The 16,841-nt window shown below is 47.7% G+C and carries 14 protein-coding genes; 7 read left to right on the top strand and 7 right to left on the bottom strand.

Annotated elements, in window-relative coordinates; translation table 11 throughout:
- Nucleotide 1 precedes the first annotated feature (1 nt).
- The 5 genes from ACR6Z4_RS26305 (at nucleotide 2) to hpt (ending at nucleotide 5,608) form a co-directional block, all read left to right on the top strand.
- On the top strand, nucleotides 2–997 hold the full coding sequence (locus ACR6Z4_RS26305; protein WP_479720311.1) for a baseplate J/gp47 family protein: 996 nt from the start codon (nucleotides 2–4) through the stop codon (nucleotides 995–997).
- Entirely contained in the window at nucleotides 990–2,087 is a 1,098-nt protein-coding gene (locus ACR6Z4_RS26300) for a phage tail protein (RefSeq protein ID WP_479720310.1), read from the top strand. The genes ACR6Z4_RS26305 and ACR6Z4_RS26300 overlap by 8 nt, the downstream gene beginning before the upstream one ends.
- 10 nt (nucleotides 2,088–2,097) lie before the next feature.
- Nucleotides 2,098–4,518, top strand: coding sequence for a hypothetical protein (locus ACR6Z4_RS26295; protein WP_479720309.1), 2,421 nt, complete (start codon nucleotides 2,098–2,100; stop codon nucleotides 4,516–4,518).
- A 50-nt stretch (nucleotides 4,519–4,568) separates the two neighbouring features.
- Nucleotides 4,569–4,805 carry a hypothetical protein gene (locus ACR6Z4_RS26290; protein WP_479720308.1) on the top strand — a complete coding sequence of 79 codons (237 nt, stop codon included), beginning with the start codon at nucleotides 4,569–4,571 and terminating at the stop codon, nucleotides 4,803–4,805.
- A gap of 272 nt (nucleotides 4,806–5,077) precedes the next feature.
- Complete coding sequence (hpt, locus tag ACR6Z4_RS26285; protein ID WP_479720307.1) at nucleotides 5,078–5,608, top strand: hypoxanthine phosphoribosyltransferase; 531 nt, start codon at nucleotides 5,078–5,080, stop codon at nucleotides 5,606–5,608.
- A 115-nt stretch (nucleotides 5,609–5,723) separates the two neighbouring features.
- Here the strand turns inward: hpt and ACR6Z4_RS26280 are convergent, their stop codons facing one another.
- Together ACR6Z4_RS26280 and ACR6Z4_RS26275 are read right to left on the bottom strand one after the other, a co-directional pair.
- Entirely contained in the window at nucleotides 5,724–6,545 is an 822-nt protein-coding gene (locus tag ACR6Z4_RS26280) for a carbonic anhydrase (RefSeq protein WP_479720306.1), read from the bottom strand.
- A gap of 292 nt (nucleotides 6,546–6,837) precedes the next feature.
- Nucleotides 6,838–8,430, bottom strand: a complete 1,593-nt coding sequence (locus tag ACR6Z4_RS26275; protein WP_479720339.1) for a cation:proton antiporter — start codon at nucleotides 8,428–8,430, stop codon at nucleotides 6,838–6,840.
- A 1,139-nt stretch (nucleotides 8,431–9,569) separates the two neighbouring features.
- Between ACR6Z4_RS26275 and pckA the strand changes: the two genes are divergently transcribed.
- Nucleotides 9,570–11,300 (top strand): phosphoenolpyruvate carboxykinase (ATP), encoded by a 1,731-nt coding sequence (gene pckA / locus ACR6Z4_RS26270; protein ID WP_479720305.1) that lies wholly within the window; start codon nucleotides 9,570–9,572, stop codon nucleotides 11,298–11,300.
- Between the two features lie 201 nt (nucleotides 11,301–11,501).
- Here the strand turns inward: pckA and ACR6Z4_RS26265 are convergent, their stop codons facing one another.
- The gene (locus tag ACR6Z4_RS26265) at nucleotides 11,502–13,286 is read right to left on the bottom strand and encodes an N-acetylmuramoyl-L-alanine amidase (RefSeq protein ID WP_479720304.1); all 1,785 of its coding nucleotides are present in this window, start codon (nucleotides 13,284–13,286) and stop codon (nucleotides 11,502–11,504) included.
- 174 nt (nucleotides 13,287–13,460) lie between these two features.
- On the bottom strand, nucleotides 13,461–14,165 hold the full coding sequence (locus ACR6Z4_RS26260) for a hypothetical protein (protein ID WP_479720303.1): 705 nt from the start codon (nucleotides 14,163–14,165) through the stop codon (nucleotides 13,461–13,463).
- A 225-nt stretch (nucleotides 14,166–14,390) separates the two neighbouring features.
- Between ACR6Z4_RS26260 and ACR6Z4_RS26255 the strand changes: the two genes are divergently transcribed.
- Complete coding sequence (locus tag ACR6Z4_RS26255; RefSeq protein WP_479720302.1) at nucleotides 14,391–14,873, top strand: hypothetical protein; 483 nt, start codon at nucleotides 14,391–14,393, stop codon at nucleotides 14,871–14,873.
- Here ACR6Z4_RS26255 and ACR6Z4_RS26250 read toward each other — a convergent pair whose 3' ends face one another.
- The 3 genes from ACR6Z4_RS26250 to ACR6Z4_RS26240 all read right to left on the bottom strand — a co-directional run bounded on the left by ACR6Z4_RS26250 (nucleotide 14,874) and on the right by ACR6Z4_RS26240 (nucleotide 16,518).
- Nucleotides 14,874–15,764 (bottom strand): class I SAM-dependent methyltransferase, encoded by an 891-nt coding sequence (locus ACR6Z4_RS26250; protein WP_479720301.1) that lies wholly within the window; start codon nucleotides 15,762–15,764, stop codon nucleotides 14,874–14,876. It abuts the gene before it with no gap.
- A gap of 237 nt (nucleotides 15,765–16,001) precedes the next feature.
- Nucleotides 16,002–16,259: a hypothetical protein gene (locus tag ACR6Z4_RS26245; protein WP_479720300.1), complete on the bottom strand. Its 258-nt coding sequence runs from the start codon at nucleotides 16,257–16,259 to the stop codon at nucleotides 16,002–16,004.
- A complete protein-coding gene (locus tag ACR6Z4_RS26240) occupies nucleotides 16,246–16,518 on the bottom strand; it encodes a BrnT family toxin (RefSeq protein WP_479720299.1) in 273 nt (90 codons plus the stop codon). The genes ACR6Z4_RS26245 and ACR6Z4_RS26240 overlap by 14 nt, the downstream gene beginning before the upstream one ends.
- Between the last annotated feature and the right edge of the window lie 323 nt (nucleotides 16,519–16,841).

The following is a 16,841-nucleotide window of genomic DNA, read 5'->3' as shown; positions in this document are numbered from 1 at the left end:
CATGGTTTTACCTCTACCCAATCTAGATGACCATACCTATGCTGATTTAGTCGAAGAAGCGCGATCGCAAATTCCTATCGAATATCCAGGTTGGACAGATCACAACCCCTCCGATACGGGGATCATTTTGCTGGAATTGTTTGCCTGGTTGACCGAAATGGTGTTGTATCGGGTGAATCAGGTGCCCGATGCCAGTTTGCAAACCTTTTTGCAATTGCTCAACGGTCCCAATTTGCAAGCGCTCTATGGCAATCAATGGCAGACCAGCGTCGATCTGCCAACTGCCACCCAACAGACCATTACAGAATTACGCCGCCGCTATCGAGCCGTTAATAGCGACGACTTTGAGCAACTGGCACTGCAAGACTGGAATGCCAGCCAAACCCTGGGTGAGGCAGGTCATATTGTTCGCGCTAAATGTTTACCTCAGCGCAACCTGGAGGCTGCCGATGCGACGCAGCGCAATGCCGTCATGCCAGGTCACATCAGCCTGGTGGTTGTTCCTCAGCAGCTTGCCCCTCCCTACAACGCCACGCTTGATGCATCTCTCCAACAGGGACTGTGGAACTATCTGGAAACGCGGCGATTGCTGACAACTCGTCACCATGTTGTGAGTGCCGCTTACGTTCCGATTACCGTCCAGGCAACGTTGTTTTTAGAGGAAGGCGCAAAACCAGAAGCAGTGCAACAAGAAGCATTAAAACGAGTCATGGCGTTTTTCCATCCAATGTCGTCTAAAACGGAATCGGTGACATTTTGGCAGGGTGAGGGTTGGGTCTTTGGTCGAGATGTTTACGTAACAGAGTTGTACCAATTGTTGGATCAAATTCCCGGTGTCGATTACGTTGAACAGGTTGTGTTGGATACGCCCGATGCTACACGCAAACAACGACAAGGCGATCGCCTGACAGCGATTACTCTTGCCGATCATGAACTGGTTGCCGTCAGCGTTGATGCCAATAGTTTTGATATTCGGGAGACGCAGAGCCATGGATGAACCGCGATCGCAAGAGACGATCCCCCAACCCGCCAGCCATTATCAAGACTATTTGCCTGCGCCATTGCAAGCCGATCCGTTCATTGGGCGGTTTTTATTAGCGTTTGAACAGATCCTCAGTGGTCTGGTTCCTGCCCATCCTGGCGATCCGAACCCCGGCGTCATCACTGCCGATATGGCTGAGCCAGTTGGCTTAGAGCAAGTGATTTCGCTGATTCATTCGTACTTCAACCCATTTGATGCTGACGCGACTGCCGAAAAGCGATCGCCCCAACAAGCCCCCGAGGAATTTTTACCCTGGTTGTCGAGCTGGGTTGCCTTGAGTTTGCGTGATGATTGGGAACCCGAAACCAAACGTCGGTTTATCAGCGAAATTGTGCCCCTTTACCAAAAACGCGGAACCAAAGAAGCACTGGCAACGATCTTGAGAATCTATTTGGAAAGTGCAGGTTTTCAGCAAGTTTCTCAAAAAGCCCAGATTGTGGAATTTGAAACCGTCCCCCATTTCTTTACAGTCGAATTGACGTTGCTCAATCCCGACCCAACGCTGTATCGGCGGCAAGTGCGAATTGCCAAAGCCATCATTGATCAAGAAAAACCTGCTCATACCTTCTATGCCCTAAAAATTCGGGTGCCCACTATGCAGATCCGGGGCAATAGTGTTGCCCTCAGCCTTAAGGGATCGGGTCTGCTATCCGCACGGATCGAAAATCTTACCGTTACCCCGGTCGATGCCAAAATCCAACAACCCGGTGCCAATGGTGTCCTGGCACTCAAAATCAAAGGCGGCGCACTCCAACAAACCCTCTATGCTCAGGCGATCGCCAGGACAGTGAATAATTTGCAGGTGTCCTGGTCTGTTACCGCAGAGCCAGACCAAATAACCGACTGCAAAGTCTCTGTTGCTAACCTCAGTAGCAATCAGGTGACCGGCACTCTGGTCATCACCTATCCCAATGCCACTACGGAGTTGCGGCGCGAACCCTTTACCCTGGCAGCCGGATTACGCTTGCCCAAGCGATCGGGTCGCAATCTCTTACCCGACAGCGGCAATACCGTTTTAGGCACTACTACTGCCCCACCCATCTAAGTTCAATCCTATGAGTATCGATAAACGCCCCAACTATTTTGATGGTCAGTATCTCCAAGACACTGATTTTATCGACGAGCAGCTCTATCAGCTCGATCGCCAGCAACGCCATACTCGCTTATTGCATGTCTCTGGCATTGCCGAGGGATTAGAAATTTCCACTCAGCCCGACTTACGAGTAACTGAAAGCCGTGCAGCCGATCTCAAACTAACGGTTAAAGCCGGAACGGCGATCGCCCCTGATGGCAAACAAATCCTTGTTTTGATAGATCGAACCAATCTCTCTTTGCCCACTGTTGATGGCGATCATACGCTCGTCATTCAATATGCCGAAAAACTGGTTGATATTCAGGAAAGCGGCTCTGCAACTCGTGTCCAGGAAGAACCCACCCTTGAGTTTGTCCCGGCTGCTCAACTGGCAGCCAAGCTAGCAGACGGTGCGATTCCTCTGGCAAAATTAACGATCGCCACGGGCATTGTCCAGGCACTAGATTTGAGTAACACTAACCGCCGATATTCGGGGTTAGGCTTACCCAGCCCCGGCAATACATTAAATCTACGCTACAACGGCAGTGGGCAAAAACCGACCCCCGGACAGGTAGAACTGGCAGCCTTATCTGGCAGCTTGAGTGTCAGTAATAGCATTGGCATTGGCACAACCAATCCGGGTGCAAAGCTAGAGATCAATAATGGTGACCTGCTCTTGAAAGCTGCCGCAGAAGACCCCGGAGACATTATTTTCCAAAGTTCTACAGGTGTGCAAAAGGGACGGATCTGGTCACAATCAACGTCTGGATCTGGGCTGTTTTTCAGCAGTGGAGACAACACAGCGGATATTACCATTGACTCATCTGGCAATGTGGGGATTGGTTCCAACACTCTGACAGAAAAGCTAGAAGTCAACGGATCGCTCAAAATTTTGGGAGCCAGAATCAAAAGCAAAGATGGTTATGGAATAGTAGAAGCCAATAAAACCGATTGGTTACGCATCAATCCCGATGAAAGCTATCCGGCGATCGCCCTTTATAAGCCCGTTGCGTTAGGGAGTGGTGGGTTAGCCATTGGCGAATGGACGACGCAAGATACAGGCGTCCTCAAGGTGACTCAAAGTGCTTATTTAGCAACCGCAGGCGGCAATGTGGGCATTGGCACAACCTCGATCGAAAATGCAAAAGGATGGAACAAAGTTGTCGATATCTTAGGGAGCGGTCATGCTCGATTGAATGTACGGTCTAGTGGAGGCATCATTACCAGCCTGTTTAGCCATGATAATTGGGATGGAGCAAGAGGTGTCATTGGCACAGAATCCAATCATCCTCTAACATTCGCCACAAACTATACGCACCGTCTGACCATTGGTGCCAATGGCAATGTTGATATTGGCAGTAGCACTGCCCCGATCGCCAGGGTTGCCGTCAATAATGACCTGGTAGTTAGCCTGGTAACTCAGGACTATACCATTGAGCTGGTTGGTGCTTCTTTGCAGTCTACTGAAGGCAATATCAATAGCCTGAAAGTCAACAATAGCGCCATCACGATGGATGTGAGTCGGGGCATCAATACCGTAATTTTAAACCCCAATGGTACTTTCAAAAATAAGACGACTAACGACGTTTATGGGAATCCTGCCAGTTGGAATACCTGGGCACAGTGGGTCAATACCAATGCTGCCAATGGGGATGTGGTGGCAGTTGCCAGCAGTGATGCAGTCAATGCCGTGCCAGCAGGTGGAGCCGCTGAAACTTTGCTGCGCTCCATTGGCGCAGTTCATGCATTTCGGGCTGATATAAGCTATCGGATTGCTTATGCGTTGCTGTTCGTCAGGGGGCAAGTCGGTGTAAGAGAAATGTATCAACCTGTGGCTGGTCCCAATGCCAGGATCTCAACCACCTACAAGGCGATCGCCAGCCGCATCGACTTTCCCGGCATTGTTAGGGCATCCCAGTTCATTGGCAACGGGGCGATCATAACCGGCATGATTGTCATGTGGTCAGGTGCTGTTGTCAATATTCCAACAGGCTGGGCATTGTGCAATGGTCAAAATGGCACCCCAGATTTGCGATCGCGCTTTATTGTGGGTGCGGGGACTGGTGGTAGTCCTGCTTATAACCCTGGAGATGCCGGTGAACCTGATCAGCACAGTCATAGTATTGATGCGCCATCTCAAGCATTTACGACTGACTCAGCAGGCAATCATTCTCACGTTGTTCCATCCGCCTGGTATACCCGTAATGTCGGATATGTTGCTGCTAAACGAGATGACTGGAGTTTGTTAGATGTGGGTGGAAGCGAAGCTCGGAATGCCAGTGTCCAGGCTAACGGTTCACACACACACTCCATATCCATTGACTTATTTGCATTTACTAGCGGCTCAAGTTCAGACAATAACAGACCAAAATGGTATGCTCTTTGCTTCATCATGAAGTTATAGGAACACCACTACTTCGCGAAATTGGGAATTGCTATATTTTTGATGCTGATATGCAAGACAAACTAGTTCAACGCCTGCAAACTCTCAAAAGTGAATACGAAGCCGGACAAACCATGCTCGCTGAGTTGGAAGCCAAACAAGCCCAACTGCGAGACACACTCTTACGAATTAGTGGTGCTATTCAAATCTTAGAAGAAATGCTGGGGGAGGTTGAACTAGAATCACCGATCGCAGAACCAGAGGTCAATTCATCTTTGCCATCTGCCCCCACCGAGTCAATTCTCTAGCACGTTGTGTTTGGGCTGAATCTGGGTTTCGCGGTATGGCACATTGCTATAGCGATCCTAAATCCGGTGTGAAAGCGCCCGCCCGAAGGGCGGGCGCTTTCACACCGAATCATTTTCACAGATCAAATAGGATTGCTATATAGTGTTTTCAATTTAGTCCTGTTATGGCGCTTTACGCCGGGATAGATTATGGTTTTTGTGTAAGAGCCGCGCTCCGCACGGCTCTTACACAAAAGTTTGGACTGCACTCCATTGAGAATTGCCACAGCATAATGGATACTCGCCTGGTTCCGCTGATTACTGCCGAAGATATTGCTGCGACGGTCAAACGATTGGCACAGGCGCTCGATGCAGACTATGGCGATCGCCAGCCTGTTGTATTGGGTGTGCTCAAAGGCAGTTTTATATTTTTGGCAGACCTGATCCGAGCGATGCAAATCCCCATCGCCAGTATTGAGCTGATGCGGCTCTCCAGCTATGGATCGGCAACGGAAAGTGCTGGACAGGCAACCTTGTTAATGGGAATATCGGGCGATCGCGTTCGCGGCAAAGATTTGATCCTGGTCGAAGACATTGTGGATACGGGCATTTCAACCAGCACGGCGATCGCCTATCTTAACCAGTACGCCCCTGCTTCGATTAAGCTCTGTACCTTGCTGGATAAACCGGCGCGTCGGCAAGTGCCTGTAGCGATCGATTATGTCGGGTTCACGGTACCCGATCGCTTTATTGTCGGGTATGGCATTGACTTTGACGAACGCTATCGCCAACTGCCGGGAATCTATACCCTGGAAGAAACTTAACCAACTGGCGATGTATCGGTAGCAATTCTCTATTTCGTGAGTAAAAAGTGTGGTAAGAGAGCCGCGCTCTGCGCGGCTCTCTTACCCAAGTTCCGCAGTAGCGCGGCGATCGCCCTTATATATCATGCGTGGCACTGGAGCCTCGATAAATCCGCTCCATTTGATCTGGAGAGAGCCAGCTATATTGCATCTCTGGCTGAGCTTGAGGTTGATTCCGGGTCTGAGGTTGAGCCTGTTGTTTGCCATTGTTATGGAACAGGTCGCAGGACGGATAGAGCGTTGGCAGGAGGTCTTCTTCTAACTCCGTGAGCGAGAGTTGTGCTTGGGGCAACACATAGGCATGGCGCTCGACATCGTATGCCATGACTTCTCCGGTATCGATGTCATAGATCCAGGCATAGATTTTGAGCTTGCCCTGATAGAGGCGCGAATGGACAACCGGATAGGTTCTGAGATTTTCGATTTGGGTCAACACATTTTCGGCGATCGCCACATCTAGTAAATCCTCGCCTTCCAAATGCCCATAATTTTCCTTCATCAATCGTCGGGTTGCTTCAGCGTGCTTCAGCCAGTCATGCACCAGGGGCATATCTTCTTCCAGGCTACTGAGTTTCAGTAATCCTTTAATTGCCCCGCAATGGGAATGACCGCAGACAATAATCTGCTCGATGCCCAACGCATGGATGGCATATTCAATGCTGGCACCCTCTCCTCCGTTTGTAGCGCCATAGGGTGGAATGATATTTCCGGCATTGCGAATGACGAACAACTCTCCAGGCTCCGTTTGCGTCAGCAAATTCGGATCAATCCGCGAATCAGAACAGGTGATGAAGAGGACACGGGGATGCTGACCATGAGAGAGTTGCTCAAAAAGGTCTTGATGCGCACAGAAGTAATTTGACTTAAACTCTCTTAGACCTTTGATTAGCTTTTTCATTATTAACGAGTTCCCCACGGGAAATGAAATTTAATTTTCCCCTAGATTCTTCTAAAGAAACTGACTTAATACTAAAACGTTTACATTCCAATTCCCTAAATGGACGAGTTTTAATTTGCTGATAAATCAGTCCAGGAATTCCAATCGCCCTAAAAATAATCTGTACTCCACCGCTCAAACTTGTACACGGTATGGCTTAATCAGTAGTGCTTCAATTTTGTTATTAATTTTTTGGCAAGGCGCGGAATGCGCCTTGCCAAAAAAATAATAATAGCTCTAGAGCATCACCGGCTTAATCATCATCCAGGCTAATCAGCTTTTCATCTAACTCTCGGAGCCGTTTTTTCACGATCGCCTCTGAGAGAATTTGTTTACGCAAAGCCGTACTGAGTGCGCCTTTTTCTGCCATCAATAAGCGCTTGCGAATGGCATCTAAGCGGGATGGATCGCCGTGCCCGGTGGCAACATCGACCGCCCATTGGTAGTAGAGATCTCGTAGAGATTTTTCTGCTTTTGTGACCTGTACTTGATAGAGCGATCGCATTTCTTCATAAATTGCTTTGGGCAACACCCCCGTCTTCAACATTCCTTCTAACTCATCTTGCGCCGCTTTTGCCGACATGAGATCTGCCCGTAACTCCTCTGTCATCGTTTGTGCTGACGAAAGCGACGACAGATTTAACTGTTTCACAAACCAGGGCAAACTGAGCCCCTGAAACACTAAAGACAGTAACACTGCCCCAAAGACGACCGCAATCAGATAGCCTCGTCCGTCTAACGAAGTCGGCAAACTTAAGACCAGTGCCATCGACAATGAGCCTTTGATATTGCCGAAAAACAATACATGTTGCCAACGCAGGGGAATAGGGCGATCGAAGCGATTCACGATGGCTAATAAGGAATAGACCGATAGGGCACGCCCGACCTGATACGCCAAAATTGCCAACAGTACAGCAGGCAACATTTGCCATAGGGTACTGAGATCGACCTCCACCCCAATTAGCAAAAAGATAAACGTATTAACGCCAAATCCGGCATAGTCCCAAAAGCTATATAGCGTAATCCGCTCTGATGCTGTGACTAAATTGGATGATCCGGCATTGCCGATCAATAACCCAGCAACAACCACTGCCACCACCCCCGACACCCCGATCAAATGCCCAATTTGGTAAGTGCCCAACGCCATCGCAACGGTTAGCAAGATGCCACCAAAATTGTCATCAGAGCGGGTCAATAACCCCACTCCCAGATATCCCAGTGCTAACCCGACGGCAATGCCACCCAAAATCACAACAAAAAGTTCTTGAACAGCTCCCGGAAAGGTTACTGAACCGGAGGCATGAATGCGTAAAATCAGGTTGAAGAGAACCAGCGCTGCCCCATCGTTAAACAGACTTTCGCCTTCCACAATGGTGGTCAGTCGCGATGGCACTGCAATTTCCCGAAACACGGCAATCACCGAGACAGTGTCTGTAATTGCCAGAATTGTTCCTAAAAGTAGAGCAGAAATCCAGCCAATTGACAGGACAACTTTCAGAATAACGGCAGTAATTCCGGCAGAAATAATAATGCCCGGAACTGCCAGCATGGTAATGGGTTTGATGGTGCTACGCAGACGACTGATGTCGGTGTTAATCGCTGCTTCAAATAGCAGAATGGGCAAAAATAAATTCAAAATCAACGACGGATCGAGACTGGTGCGACCGGGCAAAAATTCGGTAATCACCAAACCTGCCAGCACTAATCCGGTGACATAGGGAATCCGAAACCGACGAGACAAAAGTGCAACAACGGTTGCCACCAACAACAAAATAATGCTGTCGGTGACAAATCCTTCCACATTTCCGTGTGGTGATAACTCAGATGTGCTGACAGCGAGCGTCATCCAGTCCAATGCGATCGCACTGGCACCACTACAACAGACGTTCATCATGAGACATGGGGTTGAATATAGCGCTTAACGCTGGAATAGGGTTTGGTTATTGGGTGAGAAGCTTACAGAGCAAGAGTCTCACCCCCAATAGCTTATACCACTCAGAAATGAGCCTAAATACCAGGGTCTGTTTTAAAAGTTGTTTTTTCGTGCGCGAAGCGCACGAAAAAACAACCTTCTTCGCGAGGTTTTAAACCATGCCCAAATGAGCCTAAGGCGATTTCTAGAAAAGGTCATCCCAGCAAATGGTAGAGGCGAAGCATTCGAACCTTGATGTTTACCATTTACCAAAGACTATGTAATACCAGTTTAAACAGACTGCATGGCACATCAATCTTCTGTAAGGGCGCATCGCGATGCGCCCCTACGATATCTGGTGCGATCGCTAATTAAATTGGTATAACGAATGCTTCGCCCTTACAGGGATAACATCTTTTTCAGAAATCTCCTAAATACCAGGAGAGCTATGGGAATGGAGTTCCCACAAAACCAGGTTCTTAATTTATATGCAGAAATTCTAATTTGTATTGTGTTGTGTAAAGCGAATGGACGGTTCAACGCTGATTCAAAAAAATGGTGGAGTGCTGTTCGTTAGAAGCAGCAATACTTGTGTCTATTTGGATCGGAATGAACTGCTTGATGCTATGAACCAACGATTTAACAGAACCCATAGAATTGCAATGGAATCTATATATTGTAGAGATATATAACGCTTAACGATTCGATTAACGCTGTTCAAAGAATTGATAAAGCCTTTTTTTTACTTTGGGTAACTATATAGAATAAAAGGTAACTGACTTGCGAGAGATCCACATCTCGGTAGGATTACAGATAGAGAAATAAGCCATCTTTGACGCTTCAAGGCTTCTCAATATCTATCTAAATTCTTGAATCGTTGATCTTTAACTGGTCTGTTTAACTAGGGCTGCTAGTCCATTCAGAATCGTGTCATTTGAACTCAATGCGATCGTAACTATTGGCAATAGAAACATAGCGTTCATTGAGTCTAACCATTGAAATTTTCTACGCAACAGATTGGCTTTTCTTAATAATAATTCATCCAATCAAACCCAAATTTGGAGGGCAGGACGATGACCGTGGTGAGCAAACTCCAGGGCAATGATTATTCAAAACTATCGCTTTCGCTGTTACTCAAATCAAGACTCAAGCATTGTGATGTTGCCTGTCCCGTTCCCGGTAGCCCGGATCTAGAAACCGGAGTCTATTCGCGGACGGTTTTGGGGTATTGTGCCTACGGTTTAGATCGGCTAGGGATGCGGAATTTGGGTCAGATCTACCACAACCTCTCAGATGCTGAACTGATTGAACATGCCCTGGTGCGCGGAGAAGGGCAATTGGCAGCAAATGGGGCGCTTTGTGTCGAAACGGGTAAGTATACCGGGCGATCGCCCAGAGATCGATTCATTGTTCAAGAGTCTGCCACACGTCACGAAGTTGATTGGAATTCTAACAATCGTCCCGTCTCAGAAGACACCTTCAATCGCATGTACCAGAAAGCGTTGGACTATGTGGAAGGGCATGATTTGTATGTGTTTGATGGCTATGTCGGAGCCGACCCACGCTATCGCTTTGGGGTACGCGTCATCAATGAATTTGCATGGCAAAACCTGTTTGTCCACCAACTATTTCGGCGACCGACTTCAGACGAATTAGCAAGCCATCAACCCGAGTTTACCGTGATTGCAATTCCGGGGTTAGAAGCAGATCCAGAATTGGATCGGTTGAATAGTGAAGCCTTTGTTTTGATTCATTTGACGAAACAAATGGTGCTGATTGGTGGCACTCACTATGCCGGAGAGATGAAAAAATCTGTGTTCTCGCTGATGAATTATGTGATGACCAAGCGGCAGGTATTACCCATGCATGGTGCGGCTAATATTGCCGCAGATGGGCATACCGCGTTGTTTTTTGGGTTATCGGGAACGGGTAAAACGACGCTTTCGGCAGACCCCGATCGCCAGTTGATTGGCGATGATGAACATGGGTGGTCAGACAATGGCATCTTCAATTTTGAAGGAGGATGCTATGCCAAAACGATTCGCCTATCACAGGAGAACGAACCCGAGATCTGGTCTGCGATTCGCTTTGGTGCGCTCGTTGAAAACGTGGTCGTGAATCCGCTGGATCGCAGCTTGGATTATGATAGCGATCGCCTCACCGAAAATACCCGTGCGGCTTATCCCTTGCACTACATCTCTAACTATGCGCCCTCTGGCATGGGCAACCATCCGCAGGTGATTATTTTCTTAACGGCAGATGCTTTTGGGGTGTTGCCGCCGATCTCGCGGCTGAGTCGAGAGCAAGCCATGTATCACTTCATGTCAGGCTATACCAGCAAACTGGCAGGCACCGAACGGGGCATTACAGAGCCACAAAGTACCTTCTCGGCTTGTTTTGGTCAATGTTTCTTCCCCTTGTCACCCGCTGTATATGCAGATATGTTGGGCGATCGCTTACTCCAGCATCCCGAAACCAACGTCTATCTCGTCAATACAGGCTGGTCAGGTGGTCCCTATGGCATTGGCAAGCGGGTGCCGATTAAATACACCCGTGCCATGGTTGCGGCTGCCCTCAATGGCGAATTAGCCCAGGCAAATTACACGCCCCATCCCATCTTCAAAGTCTTGGTACCCGATGCCGTAACGAACGTCCCGACTGACATCCTGGATCCAAAACGCACCTGGGATGATTCATCCGCTTACGATCGCACGGCTCGTGAATTAGCCAGCCAATTTATCGAAAACTTCCGCCAATTTAGCCAGGCTCGCCCGGACATTGCAGCAGCAGGTCCCAGCGTATAGCTTCGTACGATCGGGTTAGAAGCAGTGATGTGTTTCAGGGATGCGCACCGCGCATCCCTGAAACTTCGTCTTTATACCCGTTAAATAGGACGCTTCAACTGTTTTAAGAGGGGGTGTGGGGGTTTCACCCCCACGAAGGGGGCAACGCCCCCTTCCCCCCCTTTCAATTCAGTGCATCTTTTATAGGAAGCGTATTAGAACCTATTGGCGGGTGTTGACCCACTCGGTAATGCCAGCGGCGATCGCTTCTGCCAGTCGGGCTTGCTCATCCGGGTCGGTAATCCATTCAAATTCGTTGGGGTTTATCATAAACCCTAGCTCTAGCAACACCGTTGGAGCTACGGTGGGTCGGGTTAATGCCAGATTATCCCAAAATATCCCGTAGGAAGGGCGATCGAGAGTGTCTACCAAATAATTGTGTAAAAACACCGCCAGATTATGGGCTTGAGGGTTATACCAAAAGGTACCAATCCCGGCTGTATTAACAGCATCACCGTCATCTGGCAAAGCATTGTAATGAATGCTGAGGGCGATCGCAGGTTCCACTTGTTCAATCAAATCCACTCGATCCTGAGGATACAGATCATCATCTCCTTCGCGAGTCATATAGACCGTTGCTCCTCGGGCAATCAAGCGATCGCGAATCAGATTAGAAACCACTAGCGTCACATCTTTTTCAGGATAGCCAGTTGGGCCCCGTGATCCCAGGTCATTTTCACTACCATGTCCGGGATCCAGCAAAATGGAAATGCCATGTAGGGATTGAGAATCAACACTGGAGGATGAATCCTCGGCAACCGATACTTCATCCTGACGCTCGACTCTCTGCCCCATACTCAAGGGGGGATGTCGCAACGATAATATCAAACTGGTGCCCTCATAGCGCAGCTTGTAGCCCCATTGCTGCTGGGTTTTGAAATTGAACGTATACTGCACCTGATTGGCAGTCGGTTGCGTCCAATCCATGCGCTCGATCAAGGGATCATCATTGAATAGGATAATATCGGTTTGGGCAGTGGTATTGTAAAGCGTCAGGCTAAAGGTGCGATCGCGTTGTTGCACTGAAATAGGAACCGGAACTTGTAACGGGAACGTAATTTCTGTCCACCCATCCATGTTTTGGGCACGCACACTACGAATGAGCGATCGCGGCGGAATGGCACTCGTACTCACCGCTACGTCAGAGGCGCGAATCCAGGCTCCATAGTCCATCCGATACCATTCCCCTTCTCGTCCAGTAACAGCGGCTCTGGTGCCGGTGGGTAGGGGTGTTAAGCGCGAATAGTCGGTACTGGGACCCGTCCGGGCAGTCCCAGACGCTACCGTTACGTCAACCACTTGAAAGGTGCTGGGCGATAAAATCTCAACGGTTCCGGTTCCTGCGTGTTGTACCGTTTGCCCATCCAGTGTCAGTTGAAATTGGGGATATCCCAGATTCCCGACCGTCGAAAACGTAGAGCAACCCTGATATTGATCAGCCGTCGCCAGCGAAACCGGAGAGTTTTGTAAGGTCAGTACCGCAGAATTGGGTGGCAAGTCCACTGCCGGACTCTGAGCCAGTAGAGGAATGGTTTGCTGATCGAGGTTAACCGTAACCGTTGCAGAGGCAGGGGCGATCGCACTAAAACAAATTAACTCTCCCGGCATGCGGGCAATATCCACCGCAGGCATCAACGACCCTTCACCAAAACTTACGCCAACCGGGGCAGGTGGTGTTGCCGCAGCGCGATTCACATGAATCAGAAGTTCCTGATCTTGATAGCGCACGGTAAAAACATTCTCACCCAATTGCAACGGAAAACTAGGTGCAAAATGCCCAGCCACACTGCGATCAATCACCTGCCCATTCACCGTTACCTCACCCTCTGGTGGAGCCGTGCCAATCAAAAAAATCTGTTGTGCCGTGGTTTCATGTCCATCGGGAGGATATGCCACAAATAATGGCTGTTCTGCCCAGGCAACAGCGGTCATAGTTACATTTCCCATCACTATGGCTGCACACAGCCCCACTGGTTTCCAATACCTGCTCATTTCCCTACATACTCCCATCCATTAGGATGCACTAGACATCGTGATTTGGTTGACAGCGATCGCCACTGCTTCCTCAAACCATATCACCGTTTATTGCACCACGGTTGTTGATGCGGCGATCGCTGTCAGTTAAACTTGCTTAGTCCGTAACAACTCAGCATAGGCTGTAGCTGTAGCTTTCATTCTTTGATAGTCTGCTCTAATCACTTTGTACTGATTATCAATACCCAAATTTCCATCGGGCAGCAAGTCTGGATCAAACCCCACAATTTGATGACCAATTAATGACTCTCTAATAAAGCGAACGTATACAGCTTGTAAAGCTTCTGCTTTAACCAGTAAGTTCTCAACTTGAATCAAAGCTCTTTCGTAAATTTCCTGTTGACTGGCATAAAAATCTGATGTGGCGATCAAACCCAGTAGATCGCTAATCTTTTGCCACTGTTCTCTTAAATTTAGAATCTCTGGTTCAAGTTGAAGATGCTCTTTAATCAGTGATGCTAACTCTTGGGCAGCTCTATACTTTGCCTTACCTTGAGCATTAACTTCCTGCAAACCTGGAATATGAATAGACCGAAGATCATGCCACGAGTAGATATATTGAACGTCACCTTCTGGTGTCAGTTTTGGAAACACAACCCGAATTCTTTGCCTCTCGTTAACCTCATAAAATACACCCAACTTACCCAACGGTAAATCTGAATAGCGAGTATCAACCCCATCAACTTCCAAAAGAATACAATTTTTGATCTGCCTAATTTTTTGGATCGGGTAAAGGACAAACCGATACACTCCACCTAAAACAATAAGAATAAATACGATCTTTGTAATCATGAGAGTTGGTTATGAGGCTCGAACAAATGTCTGCAAACACAAACTACTTGCAATTATCTCAAACTTAAATGTGCTGCCAACAACTTTAGCTATCGAAAGCACTTTTGCTTGATACAAACCCATCACTGATTGCCCATACCTACCATCAAAGCACAGGCTCGACAAAGATCTTAGGAGATTTCTGAAAAAGATGTTATCTCCTGTCAGGGAGAAGCATTCGTTCGATTGTCTTTGGTTAATGGCGAACATCATCGTCCGAATGCTTCTCCCCTACGATTTGCTGGGATGATCTTTTTTAGAAATCGCCTTAATTATACGCTGGCGGAGAATAATCATGGGAATGGCGAGAATATAGCGGTACCCACTTGGGTTGAGTACGGGGTGTGGGGTTCCACCCCCACACAGGGGGCACCGCCCCCTGCACCCCCTGTACTTAATCAACTTGCATATTGCTACAATAAAAGACTTGCCTCTGACATTCTGGACAGCCTGAATCGGTTTAAGACTGACCACTTTCCCAGAGCAAGCGATCGCCCTTGCACCGTCAACCCTTCAGTGCGATCGCTCTTGGCATTCCACAGAAGCGACTTAAGTACCGTCTCACAGATAAGGAAAAGCAACCTAACGGTTCTGGTCAGTGGCTATAACAACCTAAAACTCCGCATCGACGGTGTTTGTGAGCCTGCTGCACTAGAATTGTTAGATTGACTACAAGCGTTCTAAAACATACGAGTCTTCCTCTAAAACTTCCTCTGGGTTCTCTAGTTGTTCTTCTGAAGCAAACTTCTTGCACAGACAGTAATAATTTTCATGAGAGATTAACGAATAGTCTAGTTGCTGACGATAAAAACTTGTTGGAAGTGTAGTGGGTGTAAAATCCCTCATGTTGTAATCTGTTCTGCAATACTCTACAAGCCGTTGAAATATTAGTTTGTCGAATTCTTCTGGACGAAATGAAGTGCTAGCCAAGATATCGCCTTTATGCTGTAGAGAAGCCAACATGCTATAAAAATGGCTGATTGTTTCGATCTTTAGATAAAAGAAAACACCTTCAAAAAGTATAAATGAGGAGCGATCGCCAATCCATTCTCTTAAAGTCAATTCAAGATTTGAAATCTCGGCTGGATCATTCAAATCATTCACAGTTATAAATTTAATAGTTCGAGGAGGAAGATCACCCTTCAATTCAAATTCAGTTAATCTTTGTTTTTTGAACGTTATGTTGACTTGAGTATCAATCTCACAACAAGGAATGTCTGGCGGGATAAGGTACGGGTAATTCGTAAATCCAGCTCCAATGTTAATAAATACTCCACGTGGAAATTGATCAAGAAATTGAGTTAAACACTCAAGGAAAAATCTATGGCGAAGAGCATGTACTAAAACTTCCGTCGAGCCAACTTGTTCTACATACTTGTTCGACCAGCTCTCATTCTCTTCTGAAATCCATAAAGCTGCAAATTTATCAGTACTGATGTGAGCTTTTCTAGCTCGAAAAGCATTAACAATAAAAGCTGAATCATGAACACCGCTTGGCATGTTTTGAGCACTAATTGAATTAAGAGTCAACAATGTAATTGGGCGATCGCCCCCACTCACTCACCTCCCGCATCTTGTCCCCCATCTCTCCGGACTCATCAGCGTGTCGGGGTCTTGAACGTGCTCAATTTTGGCAAGTGGGGCGTTAGCGTTAGCCTCTCTTTGGAGAATGCGTCTCCTGCAACACCTCGATTGGTCTCAACCACGTCTTGAACCGCTAGCCCTAACCATGGCCTCCGCAGCATAACGACTCAAATCGGCGGCAGCAGGTAGCCTCGAACTTAGCACCATTGGCTCTCAACCGTCCGCTGCATTTGAATTGTTAGCCTGCGTGGTTGGATCAGGAACTTGGTTATCTCGCATCACTCTAATCAAAAACCGTAATGCCTCATTAACCGCATCAGCACTGGGAAATATCTCTGCGACATCAGGTTCTAACCGCACAGTTGCCCCACCAAAACTTTTCCTTCCAGAGCCTAGCCTTCTAACTCGCAGGCTCTTCAAGTCATACTCTGTCCGCAGATCATCTTCCATTTCTAGCTCATCCCTCTTCATAGGCTTCTTGCTCGGTTCGTGTCACTTCTCTCGCACTAATCAGGCGAACTGAATTTCTTCTTTCGCTATACGACACAATCAACAATCGTCCTCGGCTCGATAGCCCGACGATAAGGTAACGCTCCTCATCCTCAGAGTGGTCTGGGTCGTAGAAGTCAACATAGAGAGGATCATCAAAAACAGTTTTCGCCTCCTCAAATGAGACTCCATGCTTTGATAGATTGCGTTCTGCCTTGTTCTCATCCCAGCCAAACTGCATAAAGCTATTGTATCGCTGCTCACTTAAACTGATTGTACGTTTTGATTTGGAAGAGATTTAACCGCACGACAAAGATCGGTGATCGACACAATGACTACTCAAGTGTTAGATCCGTGATTGCTAGAGAGAATAAGCTCATGGACGTCCGTTTCCACATCCTGAAGTTACAGCCCCTAAATTAGAAAAGCTTTGTTCACCTGCCCCTGAAACCTCTCCAGACCTCCAACTGAGAGCGATCGCATTTACTTAAAAACCCACTGCGATCGCTTTCGCTCAGGAATTCATAGGTATGGTGCGTTCCCAAAAACTATCGGCAGAGGAGA

It is taken from the genome of Calyptranema fuscum S582 (assembly GCF_055793305.1).
This window is presented reverse-complemented; position numbering and strand designations above follow the sequence as displayed.